Annotated in this window: 23 protein-coding genes; 11 read left to right on the forward strand and 12 right to left on the reverse strand. The window is 72.3% G+C overall.

Annotation, left to right across the window (positions count from 1 at the left end; genetic code table 11):
• Position 1 precedes the first annotated feature (1 nt).
• Entirely contained in the window at positions 2-670 is a 669-nt protein-coding gene (locus tag FHX44_RS42615) for a DUF5709 domain-containing protein (protein WP_212612281.1), read from the reverse strand.
• A 78-nt stretch (positions 671-748) separates the two neighbouring features.
• A complete protein-coding gene (locus tag FHX44_RS00745; RefSeq protein WP_246170138.1) occupies positions 749-1,468 on the reverse strand; it encodes a DUF1990 family protein in 720 nt (239 codons plus the stop codon).
• A gap of 23 nt (positions 1,469-1,491) precedes the next feature.
• On the opposite strand from FHX44_RS00745, the gene FHX44_RS00750 reads away from it, so the two are divergent.
• A complete protein-coding gene (locus FHX44_RS00750) occupies positions 1,492-1,719 on the forward strand; it encodes a hypothetical protein (RefSeq protein ID WP_147253670.1) in 228 nt (75 codons plus the stop codon).
• Positions 1,716-2,426, forward strand: coding sequence for a DUF1990 family protein (locus tag FHX44_RS00755; protein ID WP_170308714.1), 711 nt, complete (start codon positions 1,716-1,718; stop codon positions 2,424-2,426). Before FHX44_RS00750 ends, FHX44_RS00755 begins: the two co-directional genes overlap by 4 nt.
• Before the next feature lie 164 nt (positions 2,427-2,590).
• Here FHX44_RS00755 and FHX44_RS00760 read toward each other — a convergent pair whose 3' ends face one another.
• Entirely contained in the window at positions 2,591-3,208 is a 618-nt protein-coding gene (locus tag FHX44_RS00760) for a flavodoxin family protein (RefSeq protein WP_147260833.1), read from the reverse strand.
• Positions 3,209-3,261: 53 nt separating this feature from the next.
• Here FHX44_RS00760 and FHX44_RS00765 point away from each other — a divergent pair, with 53 nt between their 5' ends.
• The gene (locus FHX44_RS00765) at positions 3,262-4,422 is read left to right on the forward strand and encodes a sensor histidine kinase (RefSeq protein ID WP_212612282.1); all 1,161 of its coding nucleotides are present in this window, start codon (positions 3,262-3,264) and stop codon (positions 4,420-4,422) included.
• On the forward strand, positions 4,419-5,024 hold the full coding sequence (locus FHX44_RS00770; RefSeq protein WP_147253673.1) for a response regulator transcription factor: 606 nt from the start codon (positions 4,419-4,421) through the stop codon (positions 5,022-5,024). The genes FHX44_RS00765 and FHX44_RS00770 overlap by 4 nt, the downstream gene beginning before the upstream one ends.
• 314 nt (positions 5,025-5,338) lie before the next feature.
• Here the strand turns inward: FHX44_RS00770 and FHX44_RS00775 are convergent, their stop codons facing one another.
• On the reverse strand, positions 5,339-5,896 hold the full coding sequence (locus tag FHX44_RS00775) for a class I SAM-dependent methyltransferase (RefSeq protein WP_170309261.1): 558 nt from the start codon (positions 5,894-5,896) through the stop codon (positions 5,339-5,341).
• A 61-nt stretch (positions 5,897-5,957) separates the two neighbouring features.
• Here FHX44_RS00775 and FHX44_RS00780 point away from each other — a divergent pair, with 61 nt between their 5' ends.
• Positions 5,958-6,725, forward strand: coding sequence for an AraC family transcriptional regulator (locus tag FHX44_RS00780; protein WP_147253675.1), 768 nt, complete (start codon positions 5,958-5,960; stop codon positions 6,723-6,725).
• 85 nt (positions 6,726-6,810) lie between these two features.
• Here the strand turns inward: FHX44_RS00780 and FHX44_RS00785 are convergent, their stop codons facing one another.
• Entirely contained in the window at positions 6,811-7,131 is a 321-nt protein-coding gene (locus FHX44_RS00785) for a hypothetical protein (RefSeq protein WP_147253676.1), read from the reverse strand.
• Between the two features lie 50 nt (positions 7,132-7,181).
• Between FHX44_RS00785 and FHX44_RS00790 the strand changes: the two genes are divergently transcribed.
• Positions 7,182-7,448 (forward strand): DUF6158 family protein, encoded by a 267-nt coding sequence (locus FHX44_RS00790; protein ID WP_147253677.1) that lies wholly within the window; start codon positions 7,182-7,184, stop codon positions 7,446-7,448.
• A gap of 164 nt (positions 7,449-7,612) precedes the next feature.
• Here FHX44_RS00790 and FHX44_RS00795 read toward each other — a convergent pair whose 3' ends face one another.
• The 5 genes from FHX44_RS00795 to FHX44_RS00815 form a co-directional block, all read right to left on the reverse strand.
• Positions 7,613-8,875 (reverse strand): YibE/F family protein, encoded by a 1,263-nt coding sequence (locus FHX44_RS00795; protein ID WP_246170139.1) that lies wholly within the window; start codon positions 8,873-8,875, stop codon positions 7,613-7,615.
• Positions 8,876-8,943: 68 nt separating this feature from the next.
• Positions 8,944-9,786 (reverse strand): glycerophosphodiester phosphodiesterase, encoded by an 843-nt coding sequence (locus tag FHX44_RS00800; RefSeq protein WP_147253678.1) that lies wholly within the window; start codon positions 9,784-9,786, stop codon positions 8,944-8,946.
• The gene (locus FHX44_RS00805; protein WP_147253679.1) at positions 9,758-11,107 is read right to left on the reverse strand and encodes an ABC transporter substrate-binding protein; all 1,350 of its coding nucleotides are present in this window, start codon (positions 11,105-11,107) and stop codon (positions 9,758-9,760) included. The genes FHX44_RS00800 and FHX44_RS00805 overlap by 29 nt, the downstream gene beginning before the upstream one ends.
• A gap of 26 nt (positions 11,108-11,133) precedes the next feature.
• Positions 11,134-12,042 carry a carbohydrate ABC transporter permease gene (locus tag FHX44_RS00810; protein ID WP_147253680.1) on the reverse strand — a complete coding sequence of 303 codons (909 nt, stop codon included), beginning with the start codon at positions 12,040-12,042 and terminating at the stop codon, positions 11,134-11,136.
• Positions 12,039-12,881, reverse strand: coding sequence for a carbohydrate ABC transporter permease (locus tag FHX44_RS00815; RefSeq protein WP_212612283.1), 843 nt, complete (start codon positions 12,879-12,881; stop codon positions 12,039-12,041). The genes FHX44_RS00810 and FHX44_RS00815 overlap by 4 nt, the downstream gene beginning before the upstream one ends.
• 373 nt (positions 12,882-13,254) lie before the next feature.
• On the opposite strand from FHX44_RS00815, the gene FHX44_RS00825 reads away from it, so the two are divergent.
• From FHX44_RS00825 to FHX44_RS00835, 3 genes are read left to right on the forward strand one after another with little or no spacing between them, the layout of a single operon-like run.
• On the forward strand, positions 13,255-14,391 hold the full coding sequence (locus FHX44_RS00825) for a TRAP transporter substrate-binding protein (protein ID WP_212612284.1): 1,137 nt from the start codon (positions 13,255-13,257) through the stop codon (positions 14,389-14,391).
• Positions 14,392-14,399: 8 nt separating this feature from the next.
• Positions 14,400-14,924 carry a TRAP transporter small permease gene (locus tag FHX44_RS00830; RefSeq protein WP_147253684.1) on the forward strand — a complete coding sequence of 175 codons (525 nt, stop codon included), beginning with the start codon at positions 14,400-14,402 and terminating at the stop codon, positions 14,922-14,924.
• Positions 14,924-16,231: a TRAP transporter large permease gene (locus FHX44_RS00835; RefSeq protein WP_147253685.1), complete on the forward strand. Its 1,308-nt coding sequence runs from the start codon at positions 14,924-14,926 to the stop codon at positions 16,229-16,231. Before FHX44_RS00830 ends, FHX44_RS00835 begins: the two co-directional genes overlap by 1 nt.
• Here FHX44_RS00835 and FHX44_RS00840 read toward each other — a convergent pair.
• Complete coding sequence (locus FHX44_RS00840; protein ID WP_147253686.1) at positions 16,220-16,735, reverse strand: mycothiol transferase; 516 nt, start codon at positions 16,733-16,735, stop codon at positions 16,220-16,222. The genes FHX44_RS00835 and FHX44_RS00840 overlap by 12 nt on opposite strands.
• A gap of 134 nt (positions 16,736-16,869) precedes the next feature.
• On the opposite strand from FHX44_RS00840, the gene FHX44_RS00845 reads away from it, so the two are divergent.
• Positions 16,870-17,676: an SAM-dependent methyltransferase gene (locus FHX44_RS00845; RefSeq protein WP_147253687.1), complete on the forward strand. Its 807-nt coding sequence runs from the start codon at positions 16,870-16,872 to the stop codon at positions 17,674-17,676.
• 30 nt (positions 17,677-17,706) lie between these two features.
• Here the strand turns inward: FHX44_RS00845 and FHX44_RS00850 are convergent, their stop codons facing one another.
• On the reverse strand, positions 17,707-17,946 hold the full coding sequence (locus FHX44_RS00850) for a DUF397 domain-containing protein (protein ID WP_147253688.1): 240 nt from the start codon (positions 17,944-17,946) through the stop codon (positions 17,707-17,709).
• A 92-nt stretch (positions 17,947-18,038) separates the two neighbouring features.
• Here FHX44_RS00850 and FHX44_RS00855 point away from each other — a divergent pair, with 92 nt between their 5' ends.
• Positions 18,039-18,305, forward strand: a complete 267-nt coding sequence (locus FHX44_RS00855; RefSeq protein ID WP_147253689.1) for a hypothetical protein — start codon at positions 18,039-18,041, stop codon at positions 18,303-18,305.
• Positions 18,306-18,334: the final 29 nt, after the last annotated feature.

Below are 18,334 nucleotides of genomic sequence, written 5' to 3' on the forward strand. Positions count from 1 at the left end.
CCTACTCCCACGCCTCGGACCCGGCGTCCTGCCGACCGTCCACCCCGGCCGCACCTGCGGACTCCGGATCCCGGTCGATCCGTTCGGCCGGCGATCCGGCGCCGCGCTCCCCCGCCCTCCGCTCGCCGGGAAGGCCCGGGTCGAACACCTCGCCGTCCGACCGCACATCCCGTGCGGCCTGCGCCACCGCGGTGTCGGCCTCCGGGTCGGCCCCCAGCGCGGTGTCCAGCTCGGGATCGTCGAGCTCGGGAACACCCGCGACGGACGGCTCCATCGCCACCGGCGCGCCCGGATCGTCGGTGGTGTGCACGGCGGCCTCCTCGGCCCCGGCGGCTCCACCGTCGATACCGACGTCCACCCCGTCCATGGCGTCGGGCGTCTCCAGCGCGGCTCCCTCGCCGGCGAGCTCGATCCGGCCGGACCGATCGGCGTCGACGGGGTCGTCCCCGCGCTCGCGGCTCAGCCGCTCGTCGAGCGAGTCACCTTCGCGCATGCCCCGCGCGGTGACCTCGTCCTCCTCGGCGAGGTAGGGCCGGTCGGGTGGCGAGTAGCCGGCGTCGAGGCCGTCCCGGTCACCGGCGGGCGCCGCGAGGGTCTCCTCGCTCTCCAGCTGGACGGACGCACCCAGGTCGGGCGCCTCCGGCTGCTCCTCGTAGTCGCGCTGCGCCATGACGACGTGCACCTCCTGGCGTCGGGCTGCGTACGGGCCCCGCGTACCCGGCGCCTCCTGGCCCCACACCCGGTGCGCTCAGCCGCTCACCCGGTGGGTCTCGACCCGCACGCCGCCGCGCGGCCTCCCACCGAGGTCGCGCGTCAGCCGCAGGCACGTCTCCACCCACAGGTTCAGCTGGATCTCCTTCGCCAGCCGCAGCCGCGTGTACAGCAGGTGCGACAGCCGGTCGCCGGAGCGCGCCCACGACTCGATCTCGAACAGCAGACCCTCGCCGTCGGCCCGGCACCGGAACTCGATCTGCCCGGCCTCCAGGTGCCCCCGCAGGGTCGCCAGCCGGAACGACGCAGGCCCCATGCCGACCACCCGCACCGGCCCGTCCCACGGGCCGGGCATCCGGATGAGGAACTCGTCGCCGGGGCACATCAGCCCGTCGGTCCCGCGGACCTTCACGAACACGGCGACCTCGGCTGGGGCGCCGCAGTTGGGGTCGCCGGAGAACCGCCCGATCACCTCCTCCGGTGATGACGAGGCGCCCGCGACCCGGACCGAGTACCGACGGTGCACCAGCGGGCCCACACCGTCCTCGATGCGTTGCAGGTCGTCGTCGACCAGGTCGTCCGGGATGGTCCACGGCCGTTCGGAGCTGTCCCCCACCGTCTCGGTGCGACGCATCGGCGTGGTGCGCCACATGTAGCGCCACGCGACGCGGGCCAGGCCGAGCGGCCACCCCAGCACGATGGCCGCCCGGTAGGTCAGGCTGCCCGGGGCACGGCGCGGGCGATGGCGTAGCGACACAGGAGGCCGGGTACCCGCCGCGCATGATCCCGAACGCAGCCCTGCTGCGTCGCGCCGCGTTCACCTGCCGCGCCGCGTCGGTCGCCTCCATCGGACTCTGCATCGGGCTCTGGATCCGCGCCAAGACCGTCGACCAGGACGAGCGCGGCAACGCAGAGCGGCGTGCGCTCTTCGTCGGGCTCTGGCCCCCCATGTTCTGGTTGATCAGCGACACCATCGACGACGCCTCCCGACGCCTCGCCGACCGGTGAGGCGCCCCTCGCTCGCCGACGCCGTCGCCGCCCTGCACGACCTCCCCGTCAACTACGACGAGGCGGCCGCACCGCCCGCGGTCACCGCGGGCTGGCACATCGACCGCCGGGTGCTGGAGCTGGGCCGGGAGGCGCCGGGCGAACCGGAGCCGGGCGGCCTGCTCGAGACCGCGGGGGCGCTGGTGAACAACTACGAGTTCAGCGACCCCTCGATCCTGCGCGCGGCCTTCCGGTACCCCGGCGACCTCATGGGCCGGGACATGCTGCTGGAGGCCCGGTTCCTCGTGCTGCGCTTCCTGCTGGGAGTGCGCATCACCACGGAGCACGACGAGGTGCGTGACGGTTCGCGCGGCCCGGAACGCGTGATCGGCTGGTCGTACCAGACCCTGCGCGGCCACCTCGAGCAGGGCCGGCTGGCCTACGAACTGGCCAAGGAGCTGGAGACCGGGCGCGTGGAGTTCCGGATCGTCGCATACTCGCGGCAGGCGCCGATCCGCAACCCGGTGCTCCGGCTGGGGTTCCGGCTGTTCGGGCGGCGCACGCAGCTGAAGTTCTACCGGCTCGCGCTGGCCCGGTTGCGCGGTCTCGTGCACGCGCCACCCGCGCCTCCGCGACCGGGTCCGGACGGTCTCGTCCGGGCACCCAGCGGGGTGGAGCCGGGCCGTTTCGAGACGTTCACCCTGCGCTTCGCCCACCCCGGGCGCTAGTGCTTCCCGCCGGAGGTTCGTCGGGGGTATCGGTGGATCCAGCTTCTCGCTGGGCGTGGCGGCGGGCAGCCCTCGTACCGGGCGTACTCGGGCTGTCCGCCGCTACGTCCAGGGTGGAGCTGGGCTTGGCGAACTTCCGGCGGGGAGCACTAGCCAATGCGCGCTCACGCAGGCGGGTACCGGTCCTGCTTCAGCAGCCGCGCGAGGTGCGCGGCGTTCGCGGCCATCGTCTTCAGCGTCGACGCCACGGCCTTCGGGGTCTCGTCGAGATCCTTGTAGTCCGTGGTGGTCATGGCCTCGCCGTTCCAGTACACGCCGCCGTTCGCCGGGATCGTGAAGCCGACGTCGTTGAGGCTCTGGAACAGGCCGGCCGTGATCGCGTGGCCGCCGTCCTCGTTGCCGACGACGACGGTGAGCGCAACCTTGCCGAACGTCTCCAGGCGGCCCTCGTCGTCGGTCATCGACAGCTCGGCGTCGAGCCGCTCGATCACGCGCTGCGCGACGCTGCTGCGGTGCCCGACCCACGTCGGCGTCCCGATGACGAGGATGTCCGCGCCGAGCATCTGCTGCCGGATGCCCGGCCACGCATCGCCCGCGCCCATGTCGGCCTCCACGCCGGGCTTCACGTCGAGATCGACCACCCGGACGCTGCGGCCGTCCACGCCGTGCTCGCGGAGCGCCTCGAGGACCTGGTCCGTCATGAGCTCGGTGCTGGACTCGCCGGGCGACGGGGTCAGCGTGCAGTTCAGGGCGAGCGCCGTCAGCGGTGTCGGGCTGGTCATGTCCTCGCGGTACCCGGCGACGACGGGGGCAACCACCGGGCATGATCCGGGACGTGCCGACCGACACTCCGCGCGATCCCCGCCTCGGCCGGGCGCGGGTGGCCGTCCTCGGCTCGCTGGTCGTCTCGGTCGCCTCCACGGTGATCTGGCCGGGGATCGGCGCCCTGCGCTTCGAGGCGCGCCCGCTGTGGCAGGTGCTCGGCTCCGCCGGGATCCTCGCCGTCGCGATCACCCAGGCCGCCGCGCTGTACGCGGCCGCGACGCCGGGCCTCGCGGAGCGGACGCGCCGCCGGTACGTCGTCGCGTTCCTGGTGGCCGTGCTCGCGTCGGTGCCGCTGGTGGCGCCGGTCGCCACCGAGGGACCGGAGGGCTGGGACACCTGGGCGTGGTTGGGCGCCGCTGTGGTCGGGTCGGTCCCGCTGCTGATGGGAACCGGCCCGGCGGTGGGCGTCGCCGTGCTGGCCACCGCGCTCTCCGCCGCGACCGGGGCTGCGACCGGCGGATCCGCCGCGACCTTCGCGGTCATCACCGCGGGGGTGGGGCTGAGCCTGCTCGCCATCCACGGGCTGCCGGTCGTGCTGTGGCACCTCGTGCTCGAGGCCCGCGACGGCCGCGAGGCGCAGGCCCGGCTCGCCATCACCGAGGAGCGGCTGCGGTTCGCCCGCGACGTGCACGACCTGCTCGGCCACCACCTGTCGGTGATCGCGTTGAAGGCCGAGCTCGCCCAGCGGCTCGCGGTCACCGACCCCGAGCGTGCCGGGCGGGAGGCGGGTGAGGTGCGCGAGCTCGCGGCCGGGGCGCTGGCCGAGATGCGCGAGGTCGTCCACGGCTACCGGGCGGTCGACCTCGCCGCCCAGCTGGACGCCGTCGCGCGGGTGCTCGGTTCCTCCGGCGTGCGCTGCACGGTCGTCGGCAGCCCCGGCCCCCTCCCGGAGACGATCGCCACCGGTCTCGCCGCCACCGTGCGCGAGGCCGGCACCAACGTGCTGCGTCACAGCCGGGCGAAGTGGTGCAGGATCGATCTCGTGCGGACCGTGGACGACGTGCGGCTCACCGTCGCGAACGACGGCGCGGGCGACGCCCGGCCGGACACCTACAGCTCGGGGCTGCAGGGCCTGTCCGATCGGCTCGCGAGGTCCGGCGGGCGCCTGCGCACGACCGTGGTGGACGGGGTGTTCACCCTCGACGCCCTGCTGCCGGTGCCCCGGCCATGATCCGCGTCCTGCTCGCCGACGACGAGGAGCTGATCCGCACCGCGGTGGCAGCCCTGCTGGGCCTCGAACCCGACCTCGAGGTCGTGGCGCAGGCGGGAGACGGCCGGGGGGCGGTCGACGCGGCGGTGGCGCACCGCCCCGACGTCGCGGTCGTGGACCTGGAGATGCCGGGTCTCGACGGGATCGCGGTCGCGGAGGAGCTGACGACGGCCGCGCCGACCTGTGCGGTCGTGATCCTCACCGGACACGGTCGGCCATCCCACCTGCAGCGCGCGCTCGCCGCCGGGGCGAAGGGGTTCCTCCCGAAGGGCTCCCCGGGCGGCACGCTGGCCGATGTGATCCGGCGGGTGCACGGCGGCGCCCGCTACGTCGACCCGGCACTGGCCGCCGACGCCCTCACCGCCAGGCCCTGCCCGCTCACCCCGCGCGAGCTGGACGTCCTGCGGGAGGCTGGCACCGACACCCCGGTCGCGGTCGTCGCCCGCCGCGTGCACCTGTCGCAGGGCACCGTCCGCAACCACCTCGCCGCGATCACCGCGAAGCTCGCCGTCCCCACCCGCGCCGAGGCCTACCGCACCGCCCAGGAACAGGGCTGGCTCTGACCGGCGAGTCCGACATCCCGCCACGCCGAACCCCGCGTTCCGAACGGCCGGCACCCCCAACCGCCCGCGCCCGAACGCCCGACACAGCGGCCCGAACGCAAGACTCGCCCGCAAGAGGCCCGGCCTCCCGCCCGCGAGTCGGACACCCGGACACGGCGAGTCGGGCGTTTCGACACGGCGAGTCCGACATCCCGACACGGCGAGTCCGACATCCCGACACAGCGAGTCCGACATCCCGACACAGCGAGTCCGACATCCCGACACAGCGAGTCCGACGTACCAGCGCGGCGAGTCCGGCGCGGGGGCCGGCCGCGCTATCGGACCGCGCGGAAGCGGAAGGCCCTCGGCACCGCATCGACCTCGACGTCGGTGAATCCCACGGCACGGAGCCGGTCGGGCAGGGTGGCCGGGTCGACGACCGTCATCGTGTCGCCGATGTGAATCAGCCGGAACCGCAGGTTGAGCCGGCTGTCGAGCCCCGCGAACACGCCGCCGGGCCGCAGCACACGGGCGGCCTCGGCGAACAGCCGGTCCTGCTGCTCCGGGGTGGGAACGTGGTGCAGCATCGTGAAGCAGACGACCGTGTCGAACGACGAATCGGGGAACGGCAGGGCCGCCCCGTCCCCGGTGTGCACGTCGACGCGGTCCCCGAGGCTCGCGCGCACGCCTGCGGCCAGGTCCGGGTCCACCTCCACCGCGGTGAGCCGCCCGCCCTTCCCGGCGAGCCACCGGGTGGTCACCCCGTAGCCGGGCCCGATCTCGAGCACGTCGCCGTTGAGCGGAACCGTCTGGCACACCCACGGCAGCACCTCACCGTGCATTCGGGTGGCCCACGTGTCGGAACGGCAGATCCGGCGGTGCAGCAGGTTCATCGGCACCTTCGCGAGGCTAGGGCCGCGCTGCGCTGTCCGGTACCGGCTAACGTGCCGTTTCGTGTCGCGTTCCGGCCATCCACCCACGCTGCTCGCCCCACCGCTCGGCGCCGCGCTCGTCGGCCGCTTCGCGCTCGCCCGCGGGCACCGGTTCGCCGAGCACGTCCACCCGACCCACCAGCTCGCATGGGCGGAGCGGGGCGTGCTGTCGATCTCGGCGGGCGACACGACCTGGGCGCTCCCCCCGACCCGCGCGCTGTGGATCCCGGCCGGCGTCCGGCACACCACCGCCGCGGCCACCGTCACCGCGATGCACAGCCTCTACCTGCGTCCCGAGCGGTCCCCGGCGGGCTTCGACGACCCGACCGTGCTCGCGGTGGCCCCCCTGCTCGCCGCCCTCATCGCCCATCTCGGCCGGGCAGAGCTGGGTGACGACGAGCGCGCCCGCGCCGAGGCCGTGCTGTTCGACCAGCTCGTGCCCGCCCCGGTGGCCTCGGTCGAGCTCGCACTGCCCGCCGACGACCGTGCCCGCCGCGTGGCCGACGCCCTGCTCGCCGACCCCGCCGACGACCGCGGCGCCGAGGCGCTGTCCCGGCTCGCGGGCACCAGTCCGCGGACGCTGCACCGCCTCTTCCAGGACACCACCGGCTGCGGGCTGGGCGAGTGGCGCATGCGGGCGAGGATCCGCGCAGCGCTGGAGCTACTGGCCACCGGCATCCCGGTGGGCGTCGTCGCCAACCGGGTCGGCTACCGCACGCCGAGCGCCTTCGGGGCGGCCTTCCGCAAGGTGCTGGGCACGACACCGGCCCAGGTCTTCGGTCCTCGGTGAGCATCGGCAGTCCGGCTCGGCGATGCAGTGATCGAGGGCCGCGCACTCGACGCGAAGACCACCCCGATCTGGATCTCGATCCGCGTCATCGACGCCCTCGGCCGACGAGGACCCGCACCGACCGCCCGTCGGCCGACAGCAGCCCGTGGCGGCGGGCCTCCTCGAGCATCGCGGCCCAGCGCTTCGACCAGGCGGATGCCGACGTCGGATTCATGCTCATCACGGCGAGCGATCGGAGCACACCCACGTCCAGCAGCGCGGTGTCGCCGTCCGAGAGCTCCCCGGTACCGGTGGTGGTGAGGGCCTTGCCCAGGCGTTCGGGGTCGAGGTCGGTGTCCAGTCGCAGGTCGGCGAGGTCGTCGGGGTCCTGCACGACGGCGCCCGCGGTCGACAATCGCACGATCATCCGAACGATACTGCCGCATGTGGAGCGCGTCCGGCGGGCACTCCTGCCCCATGACGGACCGATCGCACGGTATCGCCCCGGCCGAGCTCGCCGACGACGTCCTGCGCCGCGAGCTGGCCCACCTGCACGAGACCCGCCACGACACGCTGCTCGGCGGCAGCGAGTCCGCCCTGCACGCGCACACCGAGCGGATGCTCGCGCTGGAGCAGGAGTTCCTGCGGCGGTTCCCGGAAGCGGGCGCTCCCGACCCGCGGCGCACCCGCGCCGGCAGCCGGGAGAACGCGGGCCAGCCGGTGTCCGGGCGCCGGATCGACTAGTGCTTCCCGCCGGAGGTTCGTCGGGGGTACCGGTGGATCCAGCTTCTCGCTGGGCGTGCCGGCGGGCAGCCCTCGTACCAGGCGCACTCGGGCTGTTCGCCGGTGCGTCCAGCGTGGAGCTGGGCCGCTGAGACCCTTGGCGAACCTCCGGCGGGGAGCACTGGCTACCGACCCGCCACCCGCCGGCTGCGGGTCACCACCGCCACCGCGACCGCTGTCGTGACCGGAACGGAGGCCACCAGGCCGATGCTCCCGACGAGGGTGCGAACCACCTCGGTGGCGATCACCTGCGTCGTGAGGACGTCGCCGAGGCCGCGCTGAGCGGCCGAGAACAGCAGGAGCAGCGGAAGGGTCGTGCCGGCATAGGCGAGCACGAGCGTGTTCACCGCCGAGGCGACGTGGTCACGCCCGATCCGCATGGCCGCGCGGAACAGCGCGATGCTGCGCAGGCCCGGGTCCGCCTGCCGCAGCTCCCAGACCGCCGAGGTCTGGGTCACGGTCACGTCGTCGAGTGCACCGAGTGCACCGATCATCAGGCCGGCCAGTACCAGCCCCCTGCTGTCGACGCCCGTACCGAGCGCCGCTGCCAGGTTGGCGGTGTCCTCGTCGGCGCCGCTGAGCCGGGCGAGGTGGGCGAACGCGGTGCCGAGCAGCCCGATCAGCACGAGGCTCGCCAGCGTGCCCAGCACGGCGGTCGACGTCCGCGCCGACAGGCCGTGCGTGAGGTACAGCGCCCCGAACATGATCGCGCAGCAGCCGACGACGGCGACCGCGAGCGGGTCGCGGCCGGCCAGGATCGCAGGGAGCACGAACGCGATCAGCGTCGTGCCCGTGAGCGCGAGCGCTGCGAGCGCCGCGAGACCGCGCCTGCCTCCGAGCCCGACCACGGCGGCCGCGAAGAGCAGGGCCAGAACCAGCAACGGGGTGGAGCGCTGGAAGTCGACCACCGCGTAGGCCACCGGTTCGGTCAGCTCGTCCTCCGGCACGGAGAGGACCACGTCGTCCCCGGCCCCGAAGGGCGCCTCACCCCGGACGACCGAGACCTCGGTCACGATGCTCTGCCCGGCGAGTGGTCCCTCGGCGATCGCGACGGTGAGCGCGAGGCAGCCGTCCGCGTTGGGATCGTCGCTGCAGGCGGTCTCCGTGGCCGTGGTGACGTGCCCGTCGACGCGCACCGCCGTCACGTCGTCCGCCGGAGCCGGTTCCCCGAACGGGTACAGCAGCACGAGGCCCACCACCGTCGCGAGCGCGCAGGGCACCAGCAACGCCGCGATCAACATCCGCACCCGGCGATCGGCCGGTGGCGCGGGCGAGTGACCGTGGCCGTGGCCGTGGCCACCGCCGTGCCCACCGTTACCGTGCCCACCGTCGCCGTCGAGCCGCCGGTGCCGGGCCGGGCGCCGCGCGTGGCGATCCGTGGAACTCACGCGCCAGATCCTCACCGGTGCCCGGTGCCGCCCACGCCCCGGGTCGCGCTACACCGCCTGGCCCCCGGTCAGGACGCCATGGCCGCGGCAGGCGGGTTCCAGCGGAGGCTGTGCCACGTGCGGAAGGCGCCGGGGCGGTTGGTGATCACCCCGTCCACACCCGCCACCCCCGCGGCGCCCCACTCGTCGGGCTCGTCGAGGGTCCACGGGTAGACGCTGTAGCCCGCCTCCCGCAGCCGGGCGGCGAGGCCGGGCATCTCCATGGGCAGCTGACCGATCGGGTTGCAGCCGGCCGCCCCGAGCTCCTGCAGGCGCTCCATCAGCCCGTTCAGGTGCTCGGGCCGGAAGACGAGCAGCGACCGCGGCAGGTCGGACGCGACGTCACGGGCGGCCGCGACCGTCTCCGTCTCGAAACCCTGCAGGATCGTGCGCCCGGCCAGACCGTGGCGGCGGATGGTGGTGACCGGCCCGTCCATCTGCGCAGCGGTCCAGCTGCCCTTGAACTCCACGAGCCAGCCGACGTCGGGATGCGCGGCACCCCACTGCGCGACCTCGGTGAACGTCGGCACGCGGGCGCCGGCGAACCCGGGATCGAACCAGCTTCCCGCGTCGGCGGCGCCGAGCGCGTCCGAGCTGGTCAGGGCCACCTCGGCGTCGATTCCGGTGGTCCGCAGCGCCGACCCGTCGTGGATGATCACGGGCACGCCGTCGGAGGCGATCCGCACGTCGATCTCGATGAGATCGCACCCTGCGGCGACGGCGGCGTCGAAGGCCGCGATCGTGTTCTCCGGCGCCGACGACGAGTCGCCGCGGTGCGCGATGGTGCGGATGTGCCCCGGTTCGGGGCGCAGGGTCTCGGGAAGCCGGTCGCTCGGCAGAGCCCTAGATGTAGCGCGCAACGTTCTGCTCATACGAGGTCTTGATCTCCGCGGCGGCGGCGGAGAACGCGGTGGCCGGGTTCTCGTTCTGCAGGACGATCTTCTGGATGGCGGTGGTGAGGTACTGGTCGCCCGACGGCACGAACGCGCGGACCCAGTCCTGCACGCGCGTCGTGGCGAGCTGGTCGACGGCCGTGCGGGCCTGCGGGGTCTGGGCGAACACGGCGGCCATGTCCGGGCTCTCGATCGCCGAGGTGCGCACGGGCATGTAGCCGGTGCCCGCCGAGAAGTGCGCGGTCTGCGCGGCGTCGGTGAGGAACTTCAGGAACATACCCGCGGCAAGCTGCTGCTCCGGCGACCTCGCCGATGCGATCGCGACGCCCGTGCCGCCCGTCGGGCAGCCCGGCCCTGCCGGGCCCTTGGGCAGGAAGCCGGTGCCGACCTCGAACTGCGCCTGCTGCAGGATGCCGCGCAGCGAGCCCGTGGATGCCATCGTGCAGGCGGTGACGCCCGCCGAGAAGTCCGCCACGTACCCGTCGTCGCCGCCCTGGGTCGGCGCCGCGACCTTCTTGTCGTGGACCAGCCCGCGGACGTACTCGCCCGCGTCCAGGGTCTCCGGCTTGTCGAGGGTGAGCGTCCACTCCTGCGAGTACGTCCCGCCCCGGCCCCACATGAAGTTGTAGAACCACCAGGCCGCCCACGAGGTGGCCGTTCCGAGGCCCAGCGGCGGCCGTCCGACGACCTGCGCCAGCGCGGGCGCCCACTGCTCGAACTCGTCCCACGTCTCGGGCGCGCGGTCGGGGAGGCCTGCCCGCTGCCAGACGTCGCGGTTGTAGTAGAAGAGCGGCGTCGACCTGGCGTACGGCAGCGCCCAGTGCTGACCGTTGAACGCGTAGTCGGCGTAGAGCGTGGGGATGTAGTCGCCGGTGTCGATCTGGAGGTGCTGGGCCAGCCCCTCCAGCGGGATGATCTGACCGTTGATCATGTAGCGGAACCACCAGACGTCGCTGGCGCCCACCAGGTCGGGCGTGTTGTCGGTGCCGGCGGCCGCCTGGAACCGCTGCGCGACCTCGTCGTAGTTCTTGCCCGCCGTGACCAGGTTGACCGTGATGCCCGGGTTCTGCTCCTGGAACCGGCGGATGTACTCCTTCTCCATCTCGATCGAGGTGCCCGGGTGGTTGCTCCACCAGGTGATCCGGGAGGCCGGCTGCACCCCGGACCAGTCGATGTCGGCCTGCGCCGCCCCGCCCGAGTCGGAGATGGTGGGCCCGCCGCACGCCGCGAGGGCGGCCGTGCCGCCCAGCAGGGCGCCGAGGCGCAGCAGCCCGCGCCGGGACAGTTCGGGTGTGGTCATGTCGTGCCTCTCGGTGGAGAAGGGGTTCAGCCGGTGACGGCGCCGGTGACCAGCCCGGCGACGATCCGGCGCTGGAGGAGGAAGAAGACGGCGAGGACGGGCACGGTGACCAGTACGGTGCCGGCCATGATCACGCCCCAGTCGGGGATCCCGTCGAAGTTCATCAGCAGGGTCAGGCCGACCGGGAGCGTCATCATCTCCGGCCGGTCGATCACCAGGAGCGGCCAGAGGTAGTCGTTCCACTCGGTGACGATCGAGACGAGCCCGACGGCGGCGATCGTGGGCCCCGACAGCGGCACGACGAAGCGCCACAGCCGCCGCCAGTGGCCCGCACCGTCCAGCTCCGCGGCCTCGAGGATCGAGCGCGGCAGCGTCAGGAAGTGCTGCCGGAACAGGAACGTGCCGAACGCGCTCGCCAGCCCCGGGACGATCATGCCCTGGTAGGTGTTGAGCCAGTCGAGCTGAGCCACCAGCGCGTAGTTCGGGATGAGCACGATCTGCTGCGGCACGAGCAGCGCGCACACCACCACGTAGAAGAAGAACCTGCGGAACGGGATGTCGACGAACACCAGCGCATAGGCCGTCATGAGCCCGAGCAGCATCTTCAGCCCCGCGCCGAGCACCGTGGTGATCGCGCTGTTGACGAAGAACATCCCGAACGGGACGCTCTGCGCGGCCGTCACGTAGTTGGTCGGTGCGAGCGAGTCGGGGAGCCACTGGATCGGCAGCCGGTAGAGCTCGTCCATGCCCTTGAAGCTGGCCAGCGCCATCCAGACCAGCGGCAGCACCATCACCGCGACGGCGAGCGCCATCGTGAGGTACCCGCCGACGGCCGGGCGCGAGCCGCGTCTCGGCGGGGCCGGGTCCACGATCACGCCCACGCCACTCGTGCCCACGCCACTCGTGCCCACCCCACTCGTGCCCACCCCACTCATGCGTAGTGCACCTTCCGCTCGACGAAGCGCAGCTGCACGACGGTGATGACGAAGAGCACCAGGAACAGGATCGTGGCGATCGCCGACGAGTAGCCGGCGCGCCCCGCGGCAAATCCTTCGAGGTAGATCGAATACATCATCGTGGTCGTTCCCTCGAGCGGCCCGCCATTGGTCATGGCGCGGATGATGTCGAAGGACTGCAATGACGTCAGCAATGTGGTGATGCTGAGGAAGAACGTGGTCGGCCCGAGCAGCGGGAGCACCACGGAAACGAATGACCGGAGCGGCGACGCGCCATCCAGGGAAGCCGCTTCGAGCAGATCCCGCGGCACTGCCTGCAAACCGGCGAGATAGATGAGCGCCACGTAGCCGACGTTCTTCCACAGGTACACGATGATGACCATCACCAGGGCCCATTGCGGGTCGGTGTACCAGTCCGGCGACCCGATGCCGACCGCCCGCAACAATGCCGACAGCACGCCGAAGTTCGGGTCGAACACGAACAGCCACAGCAGGCCGACCGCGACGCCGGACAGCACGTACGGGGCCACGACGATGGTGCGCGCCGCGCCGCGGAAGCGCAGCTTGCGGTTCAGCAGCACCGCGAGCAGCAGGCCGAGCACCATTCCCCCGCCCACGGTGGCGAGCGTGAAGATCGCGGTGACGGCCAGCATGCGCGGGGTGCCGGGGTCGGCGAAGAAGTCGCCGTAGTTGGCCAGGCCCACGGGGATGGCGGTGGGCGAGCCGAGGTTCCACTGCAGCGTCGACAGGTAGAACGACTGGAGCAATGGCCGGTAGGTGAACACCACCAGCAATGCGATGTTCGGCCCGGCGAGCACGGCGAAAAGCAGCCAGTTCCGCAGCCGGTTGCGGGATCGTGCGCGCGGCCGGGCCCGCAGCGCGCGGTGCGGCCCGGCCCGCCGGACCGGGGTTTCCGGCGGCGTGGTTGCGGTGGCCATGTGGGGAGAGGTCCTCCGTTGTCGGTGCGCGCTCACCCTAAGCCGCGGGGACGGCTGGTATCGAGCGTGGAACCGCAGAAGTCCGATGTTCTCGAATCGATGTCAGGTGCTGTTCACGTGCCGTTCTCCCGATCCCTGCGCGGTTCATCCGTGCGCCACCGGAAAGACAGCCGGAGATCTTGATCACGGGCACCATACATGCCCGCCCCCGCGCGGGCCAGCATGCGGTCCGGGACACATCAGACATCTGGACTTGACAGCGCTGATCGTCATCACCGAGGTTGTCGCCATGGGTGGCTACGCGCGCCGAAGCGTGTCCTCGCAGGGTCCGGGGAGTCTGCGAGGACCGCACGGCGCGCGCGGAGCGTTCGGTCGGCGAGCCTTCCTCGCCGCCGCCGGGCTGGGGGCCGCCGGCCTCGGCTCTGCCGGACTGACGGGCTGCGGCCGCGCGGACGCCGCCGGGAGCATCACCACCGCCACCTACATCCCCGCGTCCTACGACGACCTCTACCCGGGTGTCCAGACGTTCATGGACACCCTCGCCACCGCGAGCGGTGGGCGCCTCACCTGCGACATGTACGACGCAGGCACCCTGCTCGGGGCCGAACAGCTGCTGCCGGGCCTCCTGCTCGGGGTGGCGGACGTGATGTTCCAGACCAGCTCGTACGTGTCGTCGAGCTTCCCGATCCTCGGGGCGATGGAGCTGCCGTTCGGGGCGGAGGACTACGCCAAGCAGCGCCGGGCGATCGACCCGGCCGGCCCGCTGTTCACGCTGGTGAACGAGCAGCTCGCCGCCCAGGGCGTGCGGCTGCTCGGCGGGATGCCCTGCACGTTCGAGTACATCTGGACGATCGGCAGGCCGATCCTGCGCCCCGAGGACGTCCGCGGGCTGCGGATCCGGGTCGCAGGCGAGATCGAGGGCGAGACCGTCAAGGCGCTCGGCGGCGCACCGGTGTTCATGGGCTCGTCGGAGGTGTTCGAGGCCCTGGAACGCGGCACGATCGACGGCCTGATGAGCTACCTCGGCACGGTCGTGTCCCGCGACCTGCAGGAGATCGTCCGATACGGCACGCGCGCCCACTTCGGCGCCTACACCGTCGATGCGTACTGCCGCAGCGACTGGTACGCGGGTCAACCGCCCGAGCTGCGCGCAGCGCTGGACGAGGCGGGCCGCGCCCTCTACCGGGACGGCACCGAGGTGATGGTGGGCGTGCACGAGGGCGACTACCTGGCGCAGGTCCTCGAGGGCGGGGTCGAGCTGGTGGAGCCGAGCGGTGCCGAGCTCGAGGCGTTCCGGACGGCGGTCGAGCCGGTGTACGGGCGGTGGGAGCACCTGATCGGCGACGCGAGCATCGCCGACCGGGCCGTCGGCCTGATCAACGAGGCGTAGGAGGAGTCGTGATCCGAGTACGCCGGGGCGTGCTGGCCTGCACCCGGGCGATGGCCGTCGTGGCGATGGTCGTCGTCGGGCTGATGATGATCACGATCACCTACGACGTGGCGGCCCGCTACCTGTTCGCCGCCCCGACCGACTGGGCCTACCCGCTCAACTCCACGGGCGTCCTCGTCGCGACGATGCTCGCGGTACCGCACCTCTACGCCACCGGTCACCACATCTCGATGGACCTGCTCTACCGCGCCATGCCCGGGCGGGCGCGCCGGGCGGCCGACGTCATCACCACCGTGGCGACGGCGTTCCTCGGGCTCGTGCTCGCGGTCAGCTCGTTCCGCTCGATGACCGTGGCGTACGCAGGCGGCCTCACCGGGGCAGGCACCTTCAACATCCCGCTCTGGATGCCGGACGCCGTGCTGACCGTGTCCGGGGTGTTCCTCCTGCTGGTCGCCCTGCTGTTCCCGGCCGCGCCGCCGCAGGCGCCACCTGGCGAGGCGGAAGTTCCGGCCGAGGCGCAGGGGGTGGCGTGATGGTCGCGGACGGGCTGGTCGTCACCCTCGCCGTGGTGCTGCTGCTGGTGCTGATCGCGCTGCGCACGCCGATCTTCGTGGCACTCGCCGTCGCGGGCGTGGCGGGACTGCTGGGCCTCGGCGGGTTCACCGCCGTCGAGCTCGTCCCGCTCGCGCTGGTGTCGCAGCTGCAGGAGTACGCGCTGGTGGCCGCGCCGCTCTACATCCTGCTCGGCGAGGCGCTCGCCGTGAGCGGGCTGGGGCGGGACCTGTTCCGCGCCGCGCACCGCTGGTTCAACCGGGTGCCCGGCGGGCTGGGCGCCTCGGCGGTCGGGGCGTCCACGGTGTTCGGGGCGATGTCCGGGGTGAGCATCTCCTCGGTGGCGGTGATCGGCCGGATGGCCGTGCCCGAGATGCTGGAGCGCGGCTACAAACCGGGGTTCGCGAGCGGCGCCGTGGCCGCGTCCGGCGCGCTCGCCATGCTGATCCCGCCGAGCCTGATGTTCATCCTCTACTCGTCGATCACGGGTGAGAGCGTGGCCGACCTGTTCGCAGGCGGTCTCCTACCGGGCCTCGTGCTCTCGGCCATGATGATCGTGTACATCGTGGTGCGCGCGAAGCTGGCGCCGGAGAACGCCCCCGTCGACCCCGACCGGTTCACCTGGCGCGAGCGCATCGTCGCGATCGGGCGCATCTCGCCCGCCCTGCTGCTGATCCTGCTCGTGCTGGGATCGATCTACACCGGGATCGCGACCCCCACCGAAGCGGCGGCCGTCGGTGCGCTCGCCGCGTTCGGCGTCACCGGGGCGATCTACCACAAGCTCGGCTGGTCGAACCTGAAGCGGATCTTCGTCTCGACGGCGCAGGTGACCGCGGCCGTCCTCGCGATCGTCGGCGCAGCGTTCGTGTTCACCCAGATGCTGGTGCTCGCCCGCGTGCCGGACGCGTTCACCGGGTTCATCGTGGGCCTCGACGTCCCGCCGACGGTGATCATGATCGGGATCATGATCGTGCTGGTGCTGCTGGGATGCCTCGTCGACGCCGCGTCGCTGCTGCTCGTCGTCACGCCGATCCTGGTGCCCGCGATCGAGGAGCTGGGCTACGACCCCCTGTGGTTCGGCGTGCTGCTGGTGGTGAACCTCGAGATCGCAGTGATCACGCCCCCGGTCGGGCTGAACCTCTACACGATGAAGTCGGTGGTGCCCGAGCTCGACCTCGCCGACATCTTCCGCGGCATCGCCCCGTACGTCGCGATCGAAGGGCTCCTGCTCGCGATCATGATCGCGTTCCCGCAGCTGGCGACGTGGCTGCCCGGCCTACTGTCCTAGCCGCTCCACGACCCCCCGCACGAACGCGGCCTGGCCCGCGTGCTGGGCGCAGTCGTCGATCACGCTCACCAGACGGACGCCGAGCGTGACGGGCGGGTCCCACGCCTCGTCCACCACGCGGTCGAGATCGCCTTCGGTCAGGCCTCCGACGTACTCGAGGGTGCGCGCGGCGACCGCGTCGTAGTAGCCGGTGAGCAGCTCCGGCGACTCCACCCGCACCTGCGCGACGTCGTCCGAGGAGTGCCCGTAGCCGATCGCCCGCACCGGGAAGGGAAGCCCGAACTGGTCGGCCCAGCCCTGCGTCCTCCACACCTGCTCGGTCCCGGCCACCCCTGCAACGTGGTCGTCCTGCACGCGCGACAGGTGCCAGACCAGCCACGCGATCGAGTTGGCCTCCGGGTCGATGCGATGGGCGAGCTGCTCCGCGGAGAGCCCGTCGGCGGCACCGTGCACCTCCTCCCCGATCCGGGAGAACGCGTCGGTCAGCAAGGCGGCAACATCCACGCCCACGACCCTACGACCCGCGAGATGCGCACGTGTCGACGTGTCACAGGGTGTGACCGGCGGTCACACTTCCCGCAGCGGATGGATCACGTTAGTGTCGGCGCGCGCACGGGCGGGCGGCCGGAGGGGGAACGGTGGACGAGCAGTCGCCCGCGCCGTTCGACGTCGACTTCTCCCGCGCGTCCATCGCCCGCGTGTACGACTACCTGCTCGGCGGCAAGGAGCACCTCGAGGTCGACCGCCGGGCCGCCGACGCCGCACGCAACGTCGTTCCCGAGGTCGCGCAGATCGCCAAGGACAACCGCTCGTTCCTGCGCCGCGGGGTGAAGTACCTGGTGCGCGACGCCGGCATCCGCCAGATCGTCGACGTCGGCTCCGGCCTGCCCGGCGAGGACAACGTCAACGAGGTGGCCCAGGCCATCGACGCACGCGTGCGGGTGGCCTACGTCGACAACGACCCCGTCGTGCTGGCGCATGCTCGGGCGCTGCTCGCGACGGACGAGCAGACCGCCGTGGTCACGGCCGATCTGCGCCGTCCCGAGTCGCTCTTCGACAAGGTCACCGCACTGGGGCTGCTCGACCTCGACGCGCCGTTCGCGGTGCTGCTCTCCGGCGTGGTGCACCACCTGTCCGACGACGACGATCCCGGTGGGATCGTCGCCTTCGTGCGGGATCGGCTCTCCCCCGGCAGCTACCTGCTCCTGTCGCATTTCCTCTACGACGACGAGTCCCGCGCCCACGCGCTCGAGCGCGCATTCCTGCACGGTGGCCTCGGTTCTGGCCGCTTCCGCACCTGGGAAGAGCTGCGCGGCTACTTCAACGGGCTCGAACTCGTGGAGCCGGGCCTCGTGTACGCGAACGACTGGCGCCCCGACGAGTTCACGCCGTCAGGGAGCCCGGTGCACACGCTCTACGCCGGCGGAATCGGGCGCAAGCCGTGAACCGCGGTGCCAGAGCAGCGGCACCGGGTCTCAGGCCGTCAGGTCGTCGAACTCGCCGTCCTTCGCACCCATGACGAAGGCCGCGATCTCGGCGCGCGTGTACACCAGCGCGGGGCCCTGCGGGTCGCGGGAGTTGCGCACGGCGACGGCACCGCTGTCCAGTGCGGCGACCTCGATGCAGTCCCCACTCGGGTTGCTGGCGCTGCTCTTGCGCCACACCACGGCACCGAGCTGATCTGCCGCGATGCCGTTGTCCTCGATCTGGTGCATTTGCGCCTCCCCGATGCTCGTCAAAGATGTACGCGGCGAATGTACTTGCAGACGCGCTTGCATCCGCAAGCCGGACTAGGGACACTCGTTCCATGAGCAGTGGCGATCATCCTGGTCGACGCTCTGTCGACACGATCACGGTCACCTGCTCCATCGACTCCCGGGCCCACGAGGTGCCCGACGCCGAGCTCGCCGCGGCGGCCCGGCGCAGCGACGGCCACTACCAGGCGCTCTGCGGCCACATGGTCGCCGCGGCGCCGATGGTGGAGCCGGACGGCCAGCCGTGCCTGCTGTGCACCGCGATCCTCGAGCGCACGGAAGCCACACGCCGCTCCGCACGCCAGCGCATACTCGGCTGACCCGTCTCGGCAGGATCGATCCACCCCCG

The organism is Pseudonocardia hierapolitana (assembly GCF_007994075.1).
In the GTDB taxonomy this organism is placed as follows: Bacteria; Actinomycetota; Actinomycetes; order Mycobacteriales; family Pseudonocardiaceae; genus Pseudonocardia; species Pseudonocardia hierapolitana.